A 15,007-nucleotide genomic window follows, 5' to 3' on the forward strand; every position below is an offset into this window, starting at 1 on the left:
GACCGACAGGAGGGTAATCCCATGCTTCTCGCAACGACCAAGGTGGCGGACGTCGACCGCTTCATCCGTATCTTTTCGACCAAGGGCGCCGACAAGCGCCGGCTGCACGGCTCGAATGGCGCAACCGTGTTCCGCGACCCGAGCGAAACCGACCGCGTCTGGGCGATCTTCGACTGGGACGCCGAGGGTTGGAAGAACTTTGTGTCGGATCCCGAAGTGCCGGCGATCCTGCAAGAAGCAGGCCATGTCGGCAAGCCGCAGGCCGCACTGCTGCTCGGCCACTACGAGGCTTGAATCCGAGCTCGCGCGCCGTCTGCCATCGGCGACGGCGCGCCCGACGAACCCGGAGATGAAACCCTAAATTACAATATCGGAGAGATCAGATGAACCAGAATCCCATCAAGATCGGCCTCATCGCCGAACTCACCGGCCCCTTGTCCTTCATGGGGATTGCCAACGCGAACCTCACGACCATGCTTATCGACGACATCAACGCTGGCGGCGGCCTCCTCGGTCGGCCGGTGAAGCTCATCATCGAGGATGGCGAGACCACCGAGAGCGCCGCCAAGGCAAGAGCCGCGAAACTCGTGGATGTCGACAAGGTCGACCTGGTCGTTGGCGGCATCTACAGCTCGACCCGCCTGGCCATCAAGAGCGAGGCGGTCACACGCGGCAAGACGCTCTACATCTACACCGAGCAGTATGAGGGACAGGAGAACGACCCCTTGATCTTCTGCACCGGTCCGGTGCCCGCGCAGCAGGTCGAGCCGCTGATACCATGGCTCATGAAGAGCACCGGGGCAAAGCGGTTCTATTTGCCGTCGGCCGACTACATCTGGCCCCATATTTTGAACAAGGCAGCGAGCCGGGTGGTGCGCGCCAATGGCGGCGAGATCGCCGGCGAGGAGTATTTCCCGCTCGATACCGTCGATTTCCGAAGGACGGTGCAGCAGATCATGGCCAGCGGCGCCGACGTGGTGTTCAACACGATCGTTCCGCCGGGCCTCACGCCTTTCCTCGAAGAACTGCACAAGGCCGGTTTCGGCAAGCGCGGCGGCCGGATTGTCTGCACCTATTTCGACGAGAATTTCCTAAATCTTGTCCCGTTCGAGCAGATCGAGGGCCTGTACAGCTGCCTCGACTATTATCAGGAGCTCGACGATCCGTTTGGCCGCGCGCTCCTGCGGCGATACAGCGACCGGTTCCCCGGCAGTGCGATGTTGACGGCAGGCAGCGGCTGCACCGGCCATTACCGGGCGATCAAGATGTGGGAAGCGGCGGTGAACGAGGCCGGCACGGTGGAGCGTGACGCGGTCATCCGCGCGCTCGATCATGCTCGGATCGGCGAGGGACCGGGCGGCCCGGCCGAAATGGTTCCCGGCCAACACCATGTTCGCATGAACATGTACATCGCCCAGGCGCAGCGCGGCCGCTTCCGGGTGGTGAAGAACCTGGGTCCTATCGATCCGAACGAGCGCGTGCTCACCGGCGAACTCTACCTCGACACCGTGGGGTGACTTAGCAGCGTCAATCCGGTTCTTACAGATGGCGGGGGCGGCCAATTGCGTGCCCTCGCCACCCAACCAAACCCGCAGTGACTGTCTCAATCCCACCCATAAAGCAGCGCATTTGGCGCAATGGACAGCTACCTGCCACCAATCTCACGCCGACCATTGAAGCACAACCGTCGCCAACCCCCTGGTTGCCGCGCCGCGGCCGACCGACATCCTGCTCTTCCGCGAAAGCCTGCATTGGGTGAAGTCGCCCGAGCTGACCCTGGCGAAAGGCGACCCGGTGCCGTTCCTGTCCTTCGACGACAACTGCTTCTATCGCCGTTGGGGGCTCGATCTCGGCCAGGACGAGGGAACGGTGTTCGAGATCGTGTTCGAATGTTCGAGCGCCGCCGGCATCATCGCCGGCGTGACCTCCGGGCTCGGCGTCGCGCTGCTCAGCCAGCGGCATCTGCAAGCCGGCATGGAGATCGTCGACAAACAGTTCCCCAAGCCTCCGGACCTGGCCTACATCATCCGCCGCGCCCGCAACGCCCGCAATCCTGCGCTGGAGACGCTGGTGAGGGAGATAGAGACAGAAGTGAGGCGCCACGGGACGCTGCAGATCGCGGTGTGAGGGGGAGAGCCGGAAGTTCTGGAGCAGGACGAAATTTCGGTCTCATTCCGCAATGTGCGGACCAATGCTGGATGTCAGCTTTGCGCCTGTTGTCGGCCGTTGAGATAAGCTTCGCCGTTTCCTGTAAGCAGGCATGGCCGGCCACCACGCTGGAGGTCGTGGTTGCGCGCCACGAGGGCTAACGTCCAACCGACCCTGCGCGACTTGCAGCCCCCGGGAAGACGAACCCACCCGGCACCTACGGACCGGGCTACGAGGCTTTTCGCCATTTTTCCCCTGCAATCCAGCCCACCAGTTGATCGGCAGGCATCGGCCGGGCGAAAGCGAACCCCTGCAGAATGTCGCAGCCCAATTCTTGCAGAATCCGGGCTTGCTCGATCGTCTCGACGCCCTCGGCGACGACTTTAATGCCAAGAGACCGTCCTATGTCGATGATGGAGGCAACCAGGCGCCGCTGTTCCGGCATGTGTGCGATGGGGTTGATGAGCTGGCGATCGATTTTAAAGTGACGCGGCCTGAGCTTGAGCAGGCTGACGATTGATGTATGGCCGGTGCCAAAATCGTCGATGTCGATACCTATGCCCATGTCCCTGAGTGCGTCGATATTCCATGCGACCCCATCGTCAAGTTCGTCGAGGAAAATTGACTCGAGGAATTCGAAAGAGATTGCACCAGGCCTGATATTGAGTTCGCGAAGGCCGGGAATTAGGCGATCATCGCTCAGACGTCGGAACGAGACATTGACCGATACCGAGGGCACTGCGATGCCTTGGGATTGCCATTGGTCGAGGTCGACCATTGCCTGCTGCAGGATGCTGCGATCAATCGCTGCCAACACATTGAGATCCTCGGCGATCCTGAGGAACCGGATCGGGCTTAGGATGCCCTCCGTGGGATGATGCCAGCGCACAAGTGCTTCGACCCCAATGATATCGAGGGAAGTTGCATTGAGGAGCGGCTGATAATAGGGGTGGAATTCACCCTGCTCGATACCGCTGAGAATTTCATCGGCCATATGCTTGGTCGTTTCAATTTCACTTTGCAGCGCCTTTGAAAAGAATTCATGGCGGTTGCGGCCGCGACCCTTAGCCCGATAGAGCGCTATGTCGGCGTTTATCAGCTCGCGAGGCGTGTCGATGTCCGCGCCCGTCTCGAGGGCAATCCCTATGCTTGCGCCTAAGCGGCAAAAGTGCCCCTCGTATGGCACCGGCTGTCCGATCTCGGCGATGATCTGATCGGCCAAACCGGCGAGGCCTTGGACGTCTGCATCATTGAAACAGGCTATGACGAATTCGTCGCCACCGACGCGCGCGACGAAATGCTGCCCTGCGACCTTGGCATTTAAAAGCCGGGCAACGTGAACCAGCATGGCATCGCCGGCCGCGTGTCCCAGTGTGTCGTTAATCTGCTTGAAGCGGTCCAGATCGATGTGGAGCAATGCCAAGCTATCGCCTGGAAGTCGCGACCGGTTGCGGTACTGGTTCAAGATTTGGTCGAGATAGCGCCGGTTGGGGAGCCCGGTCAGCGCATCATGGAGAGCCTGGGTTTCGATCCGCGCCTTAGCGGCTTCCAGTTCTACGTTGCGAGCCTCGGCAAGCGCCTTTGCCGTCGTGAGCCTCTCTTCCAAGGCGACTTCGTCGGTGATGTCCCAATTTGCGCCGATGAATTTTGGCGTGGCGCCATCGTCCTGAAAGTAAGTTGCGCGCGACCTAAGAGTGCGGATTTCACCGTCGGCCCTGATGATGCGGAATTTCGCGTTGAAGGTTCCCTTTTCCTCGATGGCGCGTGACATCGCCTCAAGGGTCTTTGCAGCATCTTCGGGATGGAGGGCATTCTCCCAGTCGGCGGCGTGAAGGGATTTCCGCCCACGCGGAATGCCAAAAATGTCATGCGCCCTGTCGTCCCAAAACAGCTCGCCAGTTTCCAGGTCCCCCTCAAACACGCCTATTTGGGAGGTGTCCAACGCCACTTGCAGGCGGCGCTCGCTTTTCGTAAGTGCCGCCTCAGCTCGCTTTCGGCGATCGATATCCACTGCCTGCACAGAGAGGTAACGAACCTGATTCTCGTCGCCAGGCATCAGTGACACGGAAGTCAGCGCCCAAATGGTCTCGCCGTCTTTGCGGATGTACCGTCGCTCTGCCTGATAGCCCTGGATCTTACCGGTAATCAAATCTTCGGTCTGCGTGCGCGCCGTCGCCAAGTTGTCGGGATGAACTATTGCCGTGAAATGGATACCGACACACTCGCCGGCCGCGTACCCAAGCACATGGCTTCCGGCTCGATTGGCGTAGACTATCACCCCGTCAGTATTGAAAAGGAACGTCGGGATCGTTGCGTTTTCTACGAAATTGCGCAGCACCGCCTCGCCCCTGCCGAAACGGAAGGGCGTCACATTTGACCCATTCAAGTTAGTTTCTGTTATTTCATTCACGCCAAAACCATGTCTTATAAATCTTAAGAATGACTCACCTCTGACGGTCTATATTTGCCGTTTTACCGTTGAGCGGGCCAGAGTTTAGGCAAGACTCGCTGGAAAGGTACTACGCCTGCCTGCAGCAGCGAGACCGCCAGCGCGAGTTCCAAAAGCATCAAGGGCGCACTGTCGGCCATTTCGCGATTTCGACGACCTTCGCCCGCAGTTCCTCGGTGATTTCTGTGCCGACGCCAATGACGCGCGAGATCAGTCAGATTGCAAAGGCGACGACGATCGAGATGATCGTCACGATCCAAAAGGGGCGACGATGATCCACGAGGAGAGCAGAAACCGTTCGCCGTCCCAAGTCCTCACGGACGAACGCGGATGATCGTCTTCCCCGTGCGTCGCTCGGTCGCGTTGAACGTGGCGACGGCATCGTCGAGGGCGGAAACGTTGCCGATGTTCGTCCGCAGTCGTCCGTCCCGCACCCGCTGGACGATCTCACTCAATTGGGCACGATCGGACTCGACAACGAAGTCAACGGCCAGGCCATCCGCAGGCCGCGCCTCGGCCGGGCCGACGACGGTCACCAGCGTTCCTCCGGCCCGAATCAGGGCTGCGGACCGCTTTTGAATGTCGCCGCCGATGACATCGAACACCAGATCGACTCCGCCTATGTCTTCCAGGGCGTCGTTCTCGAGATCGACGAATTCATTTGCGCCGAAGTCGAGCGCCTTCTGACGGTCGGCGGCACGTCCGGTGCCGATGACATAGGCTCCGGCCTCTCGTGCGAGTTGCGTCACCATCGACCCGACTGCGCCAGCCGCGCCGTGAGCGAGGACGCTCTGGCCCGCCTGGAGGCGGCCGTGCTGAAACAGTCCCTGCCACGCGGTCAGGCCCGAGATTGGCAGGCTCGCGCCCACCGTGAAGTCGACGTCGCCCGGAAGTGGCGCGAGGTTGCGTGCTTCCATGGCTACGTACTCCGCCAGCGTGCCGTCACGATGCCAGTCCGCGAGGCCGAACACCCGCTGCCCCACGGACAGTCCCGTCGTGCCATAGCCTAGAACGGTGACCACTCCGGCCAGTTCGTGTCCAGGGATCGATGGTGTCCGGTCATGATCGCGGCGGTCGGCCCAGGTCGAAGGCCACTCCATCTCAGTCGGGACGAATCCTGACGCATGAACCTGAACGACGACGTCGTTTATCGCTGGCTGCGGCTCGGGCCGCTCCACCAGCTTCATCCCAGCCGTCCCCGCAGCCTGATCCGTTACCACAATTGCTTTCATCGGAATTGTCTCCTCTGTCGTTTGTCTCTTTGGTGGAAATCCTGCAGCGGTGGAATGCCCGTTCGACGTCTCATGCCAGGGGCCATGGGTGGCGTAGTACGCCGGCAGGGGCGACGTCCGTCGCCCTCATAATCTCCGGCATAAGCTGATCAGCCATCCAGGGTCATGAACCCTTCAAGCGCCTCAGAAGAAGGTTAACAGGCTTTCTGCGTAGCTTACCCTAAATCCGGACGGTACGCTGCCGGCCCGATTCCGGTCCTTCACATATCTCCGCCAAGCGCCTGCAATCGATGCCACCGCCTTCGCCGCCCCCTTCACCCCTTCCGCTTCTCGACCTCCGCCTTCCGCAGCAAGAACCGCTGGATCTTCCCGCTCGGTGTCTTCGGCAATTCCTCGACGAAGTCGATCTCGCGGGGATAGGCATGGGCCGAGAGGCGTTTGCGGACATGCTGGGCGAGTTCCTCGGCCAGTTCCGGGCTGCCCTTGTAGGCGGGCGCCAGGATGACGAAGGCCTTGACGATTTCGGTGCGCTGCGGATCGGGCACGCCGACCACCGCCGCCTCGTTGACCGCGGGGTGTTCGATCAGCGCGCTTTCGACGTCGAAGGGGCCGATGCGGTAGCCCGACGAGGTGATGACGTCGTCGGCGCGGCCGATGAAGGAGACCGAGCCGTCCGGTTCGTATTCCACCGTGTCGCCCGTGCGGTAGTAGCCGTCTGAAATGGCCGGCGTTTCCGCCTGATGATAGCCGCCGAACCAGCGCAGCGGCGAGTTGGCGATGTCGACGGCAAGCACGCCTGGCTGGTTGGGGCCGAGTTCGTTGCCGGCCTCGTCCAGCACCACCATGCGGTAGCCCGGCATGGCAAAGCCGGCCGAGCCCATGCGTACGGGATGGGCAAGCCCATGGTGATTGTTGACCATCATGCCGTTCTCGGTCTGGCCGTAATGGTCGTGAATGGGCGCGGCGAGATGGGCGTCGAACCAGCGGATCACTTCCGGGTTGAGCGGCTCGCCGGCGCTGCTCACCACGCGCAGCCGGCCTTTTGCACGCGTGGCGGCGTCAGGGCCCTCGGCGAGCAGCAGGCGGAAGGCGGTGGGCGAGCCGGCGAGGCTGGTGACTCCGAGCCGCTCGATGACGTCATAGGTGCTGCTGGCGGTGAAGGCGCCCTCGTTCAAGCTGGTGGCGATGCCGAGCAGCAGGGGTCCCGTGATGGCGTAATAGAGGCCATAGGCCCAGCCCGGATCGGCGATGTTCCAGAAGACGTCGTCGGGGCGCAGCCCGATCGCATCGCGCATGTAGGCGCCGAAGGCCATGAGCGCATTGAGCGGCACCGGCACGCCCTTGGGCAGGCCCGTGGTGCCCGAGGTCGACATCATCATGAATAGGTCTTCGCCCTTGCGCATCACCGGCTCGCAGCTGGGGGAGGCGGCGGCGAGGGCGGCGCGGAAATCGATGTCGCCCGGGGGCAGGGCCTCGCCCGCACCGAGGATGGTGGCGATCCGCGGAGGGCTCGCGATGTCGTCGAGCTTGCCGCGATTGGCCGGATTGGTCGCCACCAGCCTGGCGCCGCTATAGCCCAGGCGATGCTCGATGGCCTTCGGGCCGAAGGCAGTGAACAGCGGCTGGTAGACGGCGCCTATGCGCCAGGTGCCGAGGATCAGCGCCACCAGTTCGGGAATGCGCGGCAGCATGCCGGCGACGACATCGCCGGGGCCGACACCCAGCTCCTTCAGCAGGTTGCCGACACGACCGGACATGTCGTCCAGGTCCTCGAAGCTGAACTCGCTGAGTTCACCGGCGGCCGAGATGGCGCGCAGCGCCAGCCGGTTCTGGCCGGTGTGCCGGCCGCAGCATTCGACATAGGCGTTGATGCCGGTCGCAGGGTCGCCTTGCAGTCTGGCGACCTCGTCCTCGATGCGAAAGCCCGCGACGGCATCGTCATAGCGCGGCAAGCCGGTTTCAATCCTGGTCAAGGCAATCCTCCCCTGGCGGCGCCCCCTCGCATGGCGCACTGTCGCCGTGACAATGGCATCACATGGCGCCGATGGGCAACGATCGACGCCCCATCTCGTTGTCGAGGGCGTCGGCGGGGCTAGGACGGGTCCCTACTTCTTCAACGCAACGTCGAGCAGGGCGAGCGACATCCCTCCCAACAAATCGAACGCTCTTTGCATTTCGGCTGTTCCTTCGTCCGTGGCTTTCACGCCGCCCGGATCGCGATTTGGCGACGGCGGCGCCACGGTCGTCATCAAGCCGATGCTCTTCGTGACTTCGATATAGCAGATGCCGTGCGAGACGCGGTCTCCGAAGTGCTGCACGCAACCGAAATCGACCACCCGTTTTTCTCCATCCTTGGTCGTGAACGTCGCCTGCGACTTCCTGTCGAGATGGTCGGCGCCGCCTTCCTCGCGCGACCTCTTGTCGGCCATCGCCTCCATTTGCGCGAATACGTCCGATCCGTCGACATGGTAGAGATCGACGACATCCGCTTCCGGGCTGGCCGGATCGGTCACCGTCGCCGTGCACCTGATCTTGCTGTCGCCAGCCAGGCGGCCGCAGGTGAAAGTCCCCTGGAAACTGAAATTATTGCCCGTCTGGCCATTGATGTTGCCGATGCCTTCCGACAGGGCACCGTTCAGCGCCTCCTCGTTCACGCCGAATGAGTCGAGCGGGGAGATCGGTATGTTCTGCGACGTCGATGGCTGCACGGCCTCGGCGCGCGGTGCTGCCGCCTTTATGTGCCAGTCCGAAGTATCGACATCGCGATTTCCCTCCAGGATGGCAGCCACGAGCGCGCCGGCGCCGCCGAGCTTGGCCGTTAGCTGGTCGAGCGTTTTCTCGTCGGGTTCGCCGGTAACCGGCAAGCCTGCCTGGCTTTGAAACGACCTCAACGCGCTCTTTGTGTCCGATCCCGCGTGGGCGTCGATCCGGCCCTTGTAGTAACCCAGCTTGAGCAGCAGGACCTGCGCGAAAATCGTGCGGTCAAACAGCGCGTTGTCCTCCTGGCCGATGGACTGATTGCGCTCGGAGAAGGTGGTTTGCGTGTGGCACAAGCCTTTCACCGCGAAGGTGCATGCCAATTGGGCCTGAATGCGCGCATTGACCTCCATGGAGGCCTCACAGGCTATGCCATAGCCGCCATTGTCGCCCGTGGCGACCGCCCCCCATCCGCCCTGGCATTCCAAGGCCAGTTGGCAATTGACGCCTTCTGCTCCCTTGCACTGCTCGAGCGCGCATTTGCGCGCGGCTTCTCTGCTTGTGTAGCCGGAGCACCAACCATAGGACTCATCATCGCCGAAGAAGACCGCGCCGGCCGCCAGAGTGCTGCGGGCCGGCAAGAGACCAAGCAGAAGACAGCCAAGCATAAGGCAGAGGCGCTTCATCGCAGCCTCCGATTTGCGTCTCTGAACATCTTTCGCAGGCTGTGACGGCGGCGGCCGTATTCGGCGATGCCACGGCCGAACGGGTGAGGCCGCTCAAGCGTCGGGAGCATCAATCTGCTCATGGCGACCAGACCTGACTAGGTCCGCCTTTTGCGGCCTGGGTTTCGGGCAAGCGTGTGTTTGCCTTGCCAGACATCATCTCACGGCCGCCGGCTCGCGTCCCCCTTCATAGTGATGAAGACCGCTGCATTTGCGGCGCCTCGATGTCGGGTCGGTCGAAGCCGCGGCAGAGGAGGCACGCCGCGCAGCGCCTGGCCGGCCCGAGCGCGGCGGACAGGGGCCGGATCGCGGGGCCGCTCACAGATTCGCCTCGGCGAAGATGCGCGCCGCCCAGTCGAGGAAGACGCGCAGGCGCGGCGAGAGCTGCCGGTTCTGCGGATAGAGCGCCGTGAGCGGCGTCGGCGAGGGCGGGTAGCCGGCCAGCACTTCGACCAGCTTTCCCTCGGCGAGGTCCTTCTCGAAGCGATAGCGCGGCGCCTGGATAAGGCCGAGCCCGAGCCGCGCCAGATCGGCGGCGGTGTCGGAATTGTTGGCGGCGACACGGCCCGGCAGCCGCACCTCAACAGTCTTGCCGCCGACGGTGAACTCGAAGGGCAGCACCTCGCCGGTGCGCGACGAAACGAAGCCCACCGCCTGGTGGCCGTCGAGCGCGTCGGGGGAAGTGGGCGTGCCGTGGCGTTCGAGATAGGCAGGGCTGGCGCAGGTCATCTCGCGGATGACAGCCAGGCGTCGCATGATCATGCCGCTGTCGCGCGGCTCGCCGACGCGGACAACACAGTCGACGCCCTCGCGCACGAGGTCGACCAGCCGGTCGCCCTGGCCGATCTGCAGGTCGATGCGGGGAAAGCGGACAAGGAACTCCGGCAGGCGCGGCAGCAGGAATGTGCGGGTGAGCAGCGTGCTGGCGTCGATGCGCAGCAGGCCGAAGGGCTCGGCGTTGCGGAAGGCTGCCTCGGCATCCTCGATCTCGGCCAGGATCGACAGGCAGCGCCGGTAATAGGCCTCGCCGTCCTGCGTGGCGTTCACCTGCCGCGTCGTTCGTTCCAGGAGCCGTGCGCCGAGATGCTCTTCGAGCCGCCGGACCGCCTCCGTCGCGGTTGAACGCGGCAGGCCGAGATCGGCGGCGGCGGCGGTGAAGCTGCGCCGCTCCAGAACACGAACGAAGAGCCGCATCGTATCCAGACGATCCATGGTGTTTGTTCGCATTTTCCGAATAGTGATGTCAAATGACGGCTGATTATCCGGCGATCAGCCGGGCCTATATCCGTGTCACCAGCAACACGGAGAGACTTCCATGACCAATCAGCAGACCAGGGCGGCGATCGTGACCGGCGCCTCCAGGGGCATCGGCGCGGCGATCGCGCGGCGGCTCGCCCGCGACGGCGTGGCCGTCGTCGTCAACTATGCGCGGGGCCGCGCGGACGCCGAAGCGCTTGTCGGCGCGATCGAAGCGGATGGCGGCAAGGCAATCGCGGTGCAGGCCGATATCGCCGATCCGGCCGGCATCGCCAGCCTTTTCGATGCCGGCGAGAAGGCGTTCGGCGGCGTCGATATCCTCGTCAACAATGCCGGCATCATGAAGACGTCGCCGATCGCTGCGACCGACGACGCTTCGTTCGACGCGCAGGTCGCGGTCAATCTCGGCGGTGTGTTCCGTGGCATGCGCGAAGGCGCGCGGCGGCTTCGCGAGGGCGGCCGCATCATCAACTTCTCCAGCAGCGTCGTCGGCTTTCTGCAGCCGGGCTACGGCGTCTACGCCGCCACCAAGGCGGCCGTCGAGGCGATGACGCACATCCTGGCCAAGGAGCTTGGCGCGCGCGGCGTGACCGTCAACGCGGTGGCGCCAGGTCCGGTCGAGACGGCGCTGTTCCTCGACGGCAAGAGCGAGGCCCAGATCGAGGCGATCACCAGGATGATCCCGCTCGGCCGGCTCGGCCAGTCCGACGACATTGCCGGCCTGGTCTCGTTCCTGGTCGGGCCGGACGGTGGCTGGGTCAACGGACAAGTGATCCGCGCCAATGGCGGCGCGATCTGAGGCGACGGCCTGCTTCACTCCAAATCCAGAAATCCAGCCTTAAAAATAAAGGAAACGATCATGCCATTCGCCAATATCAAAATGCCGCAAGCGGCTCTCTCCAAGGCGCAGAAGGAAGACCTCATCCATCGAACCACAGCCATGTTCGTCGACTTTTTCGGTGAGGGTGTGCGCCCTTACACGATGGTGCTCGTGGAGGAGATCGCCGATGGCGGCTATGGCCGGGCGGACGAGGTTTTCATCGTGCCGGATGCCCATCGCACCAGGGACTAGGCACTTGCTGCCATTGGCCACTCAGCTGCTTGTCGCACCCGCCCAATCGGTCGCGATCTCGGCGAACAGCCAGTCGCGGAATGCCCTGACTTTTTTCTGGCGCAGCGCGCCTTCGGGATAGACGACGTAGTAGCTGGCCGCTGATTTCAGCGCCAAGTCGAAGGGCCGGACCAGCCGGCCCGCCGCGAGGTCGGCGGAAACCAGCGCGCTGCGGCCGAGCAACACGCCCTCGCCATGCACGGCGGCCTCGACGGCGAAAGTGGCGGAATCGAAGCGGACGCCGCGCTTGGGGTCGATGCCTTCGACGCCGGCCTGTTCAAGCCATGCCGCCCAGCCGATGCGAAAAGCGTCATGGATCAGCTTGTGGTGCTTCAAATCCCCGGGCAGGCGCAGGGGATGCTCGCCGAGCAGGAGCTCCGGGCTGCAGACGGGGAAGACCTCCTCATCGGCGAGAAACTCCACCGTCACACCTGTGTAGCCGCCCTTGCCATAGCGGATAGCGATGTCGATGCCATCGCTGACGAAATCGGCCAGCACGCCCGAGGTCGCCAGCCGCACGTCGATATCGTCGTTGGCGCGATGGAAACGGTGCAGCCTCGGCACCAGCCAGCGGCCGGCAAAGCCGTCCGACGTGCTGACGTTGAGGATGCGCGTCGAGCGGTCTGGCGTGGCGGCGATGGTGGCGGCGGCGATCTGGTCGAGCGCCTTGCCGACTTCCGCCGCATAGGCCGCGCCGACAGCGGTCAGGCGCACCGAGCGCGTGCCGCGATCGAAGAGCTGGATGCCCAGCCTGTCCTCGATGTTGCGGATGGCCCGGCTGACAGCGCCATGGGTGACGTTGAGTTCTTGCGCCGCCCTTGAGAAACTCAAATGCCGGGCGGCGGCGTCGAAGGCGGGCAAGGCGGTGAGGGGCGGCAATCTGCGCGGCATGGTTTGACCTGTGAGTGTTGCTCACAAATACTGCACAAAGAGTCGTTTGTCGTCCAGTCCAGAACAGCCCATTATTCAGGCGTACCAAGCATCCGCACCGGCCTTCCGGTTCATCGATGCGCTGAATTGACCAGACAAGTGTGAGCAATCGTCATGCTCGCCCCCGGGCGACATCGGCGGGCTTGCGCCCAATGAGACAGGAGATGGACAATGACCTTTACCCTTACACCCATCGGCGTCGCGATGAGCGGTCTTGCCATGCGAGGCGCGGCGATTTTCGAACGCCGCCGCACGCGGCGTCAGATTTCCCGGTTTTCCGACCGCCGTTTGCATGACATCGGCCTGGAACGCGACTGGGACGGTTCCATCCTTGGCAATGGGAGAGCGATATGACCAGCACCCTGATCATCGGCGCCACCGGGCTTCTCGGCAGCGAGATGGCGAAGGCCAGCGCGCGCAATGGCGACAACCTGCATGTGCTGGTCCGGCCGGCGACATCAAGCAATGAGGAACGCATGCGTCCGCTGAAGGACTTGGGGGCTGCCGTCCATGTCGGCGATCTCGACGACTATGACAGCCTTGTGCGGGCCGTCGGCAAGGTCGATCGGGTCATCAGCTCGGTGCATGTCGGGTCGGCCAGCGAGATGACGCTGGTACGCGCCGTCAGGGACGCGGGCGTCTCCCGCTATGTGCCGTCCGCGGGCTTCGGCCTCGACTTTGCCGCCGCCGCACCCGGCACGATCCAACCGCTCGACATCAAGCGGGCCGTCTTCGACGCGGTCAGGCAAGCCGATCTGCCTTATACGGTGATCTACACCAACGGCTTCTTCTCGACATGGGTGGCCACGCTGGGCGACCTGACGCGCTTCGGCTCGTCGCCGCTGCCGCCCGACGAGGTGACGCTTTACGGCGCAGGCAATGTGCCGGCGACCTTCGTCAGCGAGAAGGACATCGCCGCTGTCACAATGCGTGCGCTGGAAGATCCCAATGCCGTTCGCAGCGAAATCCGTATTGCGCAGAACAAGATCACGCAGAGTGCGATGATCGAGCTGTGGCGCCGGGTGAGCGGCCGTTCGCCGCACGTCAAGCAGATGAGCGCCGAGGAACTGGAGACGATGATCGCGGCGGCGCCAGGCCTTGGATTGCTGCGCGCGTTCTGGATCCGAGGCGAGACCGCGCTCGAGACGGCCACCCCCGAAGCGGGCGCGCTTTATCCGGAGCTGAAGTTCGAGAGCATCGAAAGCGCTTTTGTCGCGATGGCGGGCGCGGTGTGACTGTTAAACGGACGACGGAAGCCGCGCCCCGAGGCGCGGCTCCTGTCGTTGGCTTCCGGTGGCGGTTGACCCGACAGCTCATCCGGCCGATAGGTCCGCGCGAACAGCCCGAGACCTGCCGATGACCGACTTCAAAGATGCAACCCGCGCCGCCGACTCCGCCTGGCAGAACGATGTCCGCGCCGGCGTGCGCCATGTACGCGACCTCTCCTCCCTGCCGCTCGCGCCGGCCGAACGCGAAGCCGCGCAAGCCGCCGCCACGCTGCACAAGGTGCGCGCACCAAAAAGCTATCTCGACCTGATCGACTGGAACGATCCCGCCGATCCGATCCGGGCGCAGGTGATCCCGTCGCCTGGGGAACTGGAGGAGGCGGAGGGCGAGCTCGGCGACCCGATCGCGGATCACGAATTCAGCCCGGTGCCCAGGCTGACGCATCGCCACGCCGACCGGGTGCTTCTGTTCCCGACCTATCAATGCGCGGTCTATTGCCGGTTCTGCTTCCGCAAGGAATCGCTGACCTCGATCGGCCGTGGCTATACGCGCGAGGCGCTGGAGCCGGCGCTGGCCTATATCGCTGGCCATCCCGAAATCCGCGAGGTGATCCTGACCGGCGGCGATCCGCTGTCGCTCCCGGACGCGGCGCTGGCCGAAATCCGCGCCCGCATCGAAGCTATTGCCCATGTGCGGCTCCTGCGTATCCACACGCGCGTGCCGGTGGCGTTGCCTTCGCGCATCACATCAGGGCTGGTCGCGGCGCTGCAGGGCCGGCTGATGGTGACGGTGGTCACCCATTTCAACCACGCGCGCGAGATCACCGATGTCACCGACGCCGCATGCCTCAGCTTGCGGCAGGCAGGCTTCGTGCTGCTCAACCAGAGCGTTCTCTTGAAAGGCGTCAACGACAGCGTCGAGGTGCTGGAAGAGCTCTGCCGCGAGCTGATGTACCGGCTTGGGATAAAGCCCTATTACCTGCATCATGGCGACCTGGCGCGGGGCATGGCGCACCGGCGCACCACGATTGCCGAGGGCCAGGCGCTGGCCGAAGCGCTGCGGGCGCGATTGTCCGGCATCTGCAATCCGGTCTATGTGCTGGACCTGCCGGAAGGGGGAGGGAAGGTACCGCTCGGGCCGTGCCATGTCGAGGCACGGGACGGGCAGAGCTGGCGCATACGCGGGCTGGATGGCGCGGTGAGAGACTATCGGGAGGTGGTTGGCGTATAGG

Annotated in this window: 14 protein-coding genes and 1 pseudogene; 9 read left to right on the plus strand and 6 right to left on the minus strand. The window is 63.7% G+C overall.

Features of this window, described 5'->3' with window-relative positions; genetic code table 11:
* The first annotated feature begins 21 nt into the window (after nucleotides 1-21).
* The 3 genes and pseudogenes from LB556_RS18290 to LB556_RS18300 form a co-directional block, all read left to right on the plus strand.
* Nucleotides 22-294, plus strand: a complete 273-nt coding sequence (locus tag LB556_RS18290) for a hypothetical protein (protein WP_224569142.1) — start codon at nucleotides 22-24, stop codon at nucleotides 292-294.
* Between the two features lie 89 nt (nucleotides 295-383).
* Nucleotides 384-1,517 carry a substrate-binding protein gene (locus tag LB556_RS18295; protein ID WP_224569143.1) on the plus strand — a complete coding sequence of 378 codons (1,134 nt, stop codon included), beginning with the start codon at nucleotides 384-386 and terminating at the stop codon, nucleotides 1,515-1,517.
* Nucleotides 1,518-1,713: 196 nt separating this feature from the next.
* Nucleotides 1,714-2,127, plus strand: a pseudogene (locus LB556_RS18300) (LysR substrate-binding domain-containing protein); the annotation flags it as partial.
* Nucleotides 2,128-2,377: 250 nt separating this feature from the next.
* Here LB556_RS18300 and LB556_RS18305 read toward each other — a convergent pair.
* Complete coding sequence (locus LB556_RS18305; protein WP_224569144.1) at nucleotides 2,378-4,558, minus strand: putative bifunctional diguanylate cyclase/phosphodiesterase; 2,181 nt, start codon at nucleotides 4,556-4,558, stop codon at nucleotides 2,378-2,380.
* Nucleotides 4,559-4,626: 68 nt separating this feature from the next.
* Here LB556_RS18305 and LB556_RS18310 point away from each other — a divergent pair, with 68 nt between their 5' ends.
* Nucleotides 4,627-4,872, plus strand: a complete 246-nt coding sequence (locus LB556_RS18310; protein WP_224569145.1) for a hypothetical protein — start codon at nucleotides 4,627-4,629, stop codon at nucleotides 4,870-4,872.
* 39 nt (nucleotides 4,873-4,911) lie between these two features.
* Here LB556_RS18310 and LB556_RS18315 read toward each other — a convergent pair whose 3' ends face one another.
* The 4 genes from LB556_RS18315 to LB556_RS18330 form a co-directional block, all read right to left on the minus strand.
* Nucleotides 4,912-5,829, minus strand: a complete 918-nt coding sequence (locus tag LB556_RS18315) for an NADP-dependent oxidoreductase (RefSeq protein WP_224569146.1) — start codon at nucleotides 5,827-5,829, stop codon at nucleotides 4,912-4,914.
* 314 nt (nucleotides 5,830-6,143) lie between these two features.
* Complete coding sequence (locus LB556_RS18320) at nucleotides 6,144-7,802, minus strand: acyl-CoA synthetase (RefSeq protein ID WP_224569147.1); 1,659 nt, start codon at nucleotides 7,800-7,802, stop codon at nucleotides 6,144-6,146.
* A gap of 132 nt (nucleotides 7,803-7,934) precedes the next feature.
* A complete protein-coding gene (locus LB556_RS18325; protein ID WP_224569148.1) occupies nucleotides 7,935-9,167 on the minus strand; it encodes a peptidoglycan-binding protein in 1,233 nt (410 codons plus the stop codon).
* A 402-nt stretch (nucleotides 9,168-9,569) separates the two neighbouring features.
* Complete coding sequence (locus LB556_RS18330; RefSeq protein WP_224569149.1) at nucleotides 9,570-10,463, minus strand: LysR family transcriptional regulator; 894 nt, start codon at nucleotides 10,461-10,463, stop codon at nucleotides 9,570-9,572.
* A gap of 103 nt (nucleotides 10,464-10,566) precedes the next feature.
* Here LB556_RS18330 and LB556_RS18335 point away from each other — a divergent pair, with 103 nt between their 5' ends.
* Nucleotides 10,567-11,307, plus strand: a complete 741-nt coding sequence (locus tag LB556_RS18335; RefSeq protein WP_224569150.1) for an SDR family oxidoreductase — start codon at nucleotides 10,567-10,569, stop codon at nucleotides 11,305-11,307.
* A 60-nt stretch (nucleotides 11,308-11,367) separates the two neighbouring features.
* Nucleotides 11,368-11,580 carry a tautomerase family protein gene (locus LB556_RS18340; RefSeq protein WP_224569151.1) on the plus strand — a complete coding sequence of 71 codons (213 nt, stop codon included), beginning with the start codon at nucleotides 11,368-11,370 and terminating at the stop codon, nucleotides 11,578-11,580.
* Between the two features lie 21 nt (nucleotides 11,581-11,601).
* On the opposite strand, the gene gcvA is transcribed toward LB556_RS18340, so the two are convergent.
* A complete protein-coding gene (gcvA, locus tag LB556_RS18345) occupies nucleotides 11,602-12,510 on the minus strand; it encodes a transcriptional regulator GcvA (protein ID WP_224569152.1) in 909 nt (302 codons plus the stop codon).
* Between the two features lie 210 nt (nucleotides 12,511-12,720).
* On the opposite strand from gcvA, the gene LB556_RS18350 reads away from it, so the two are divergent.
* The 3 genes from LB556_RS18350 (at nucleotide 12,721) to LB556_RS18360 (ending at nucleotide 15,006) form a co-directional block, all read left to right on the plus strand.
* The gene (locus LB556_RS18350) at nucleotides 12,721-12,903 is read left to right on the plus strand and encodes a DUF1127 domain-containing protein (RefSeq protein WP_224569153.1); all 183 of its coding nucleotides are present in this window, start codon (nucleotides 12,721-12,723) and stop codon (nucleotides 12,901-12,903) included.
* On the plus strand, nucleotides 12,900-13,784 hold the full coding sequence (locus LB556_RS18355; RefSeq protein WP_224569154.1) for an NmrA family NAD(P)-binding protein: 885 nt from the start codon (nucleotides 12,900-12,902) through the stop codon (nucleotides 13,782-13,784). The genes LB556_RS18350 and LB556_RS18355 overlap by 4 nt, the downstream gene beginning before the upstream one ends.
* 121 nt (nucleotides 13,785-13,905) lie before the next feature.
* A complete protein-coding gene (locus LB556_RS18360) occupies nucleotides 13,906-15,006 on the plus strand; it encodes a KamA family radical SAM protein (RefSeq protein WP_224569155.1) in 1,101 nt (366 codons plus the stop codon).
* Nucleotide 15,007: the final 1 nt, after the last annotated feature.

It is taken from the genome of Mesorhizobium sp. ES1-4, from assembly GCF_020164745.1.
GTDB lineage: Bacteria > Pseudomonadota > Alphaproteobacteria > Rhizobiales > Rhizobiaceae > Mesorhizobium.

Bases quoted from the DNA above. Each gene is read 5' to 3' on its own strand.
- LB556_RS18290 (WP_224569142.1), top strand. From the start codon at position 22: ATGCTTCTCGCAACGACCAAGGTGGCGGACGTCGACCGCTTCATCCGT.
- LB556_RS18295 (WP_224569143.1), top strand. From the start codon at position 384: ATGAACCAGAATCCCATCAAGATCGGCCTCATCGCCGAACTCACCGGC.
- LB556_RS18315 (WP_224569146.1), bottom strand. From the start codon at position 5,829: ATGAAAGCAATTGTGGTAACGGATCAGGCTGCGGGGACGGCTGGGATG.
- LB556_RS18330 (WP_224569149.1), bottom strand. From the start codon at position 10,463: ATGGATCGTCTGGATACGATGCGGCTCTTCGTTCGTGTTCTGGAGCGG.
- LB556_RS18335 (WP_224569150.1), top strand. From the start codon at position 10,567: ATGACCAATCAGCAGACCAGGGCGGCGATCGTGACCGGCGCCTCCAGG.
- LB556_RS18340 (WP_224569151.1), top strand. From the start codon at position 11,368: ATGCCATTCGCCAATATCAAAATGCCGCAAGCGGCTCTCTCCAAGGCG.
- gcvA (WP_224569152.1), bottom strand. From the start codon at position 12,510: ATGCCGCGCAGATTGCCGCCCCTCACCGCCTTGCCCGCCTTCGACGCC.
- LB556_RS18350 (WP_224569153.1), top strand. From the start codon at position 12,721: ATGACCTTTACCCTTACACCCATCGGCGTCGCGATGAGCGGTCTTGCC.
- LB556_RS18355 (WP_224569154.1), top strand. From the start codon at position 12,900: ATGACCAGCACCCTGATCATCGGCGCCACCGGGCTTCTCGGCAGCGAG.
- LB556_RS18360 (WP_224569155.1), top strand. From the start codon at position 13,906: ATGACCGACTTCAAAGATGCAACCCGCGCCGCCGACTCCGCCTGGCAG.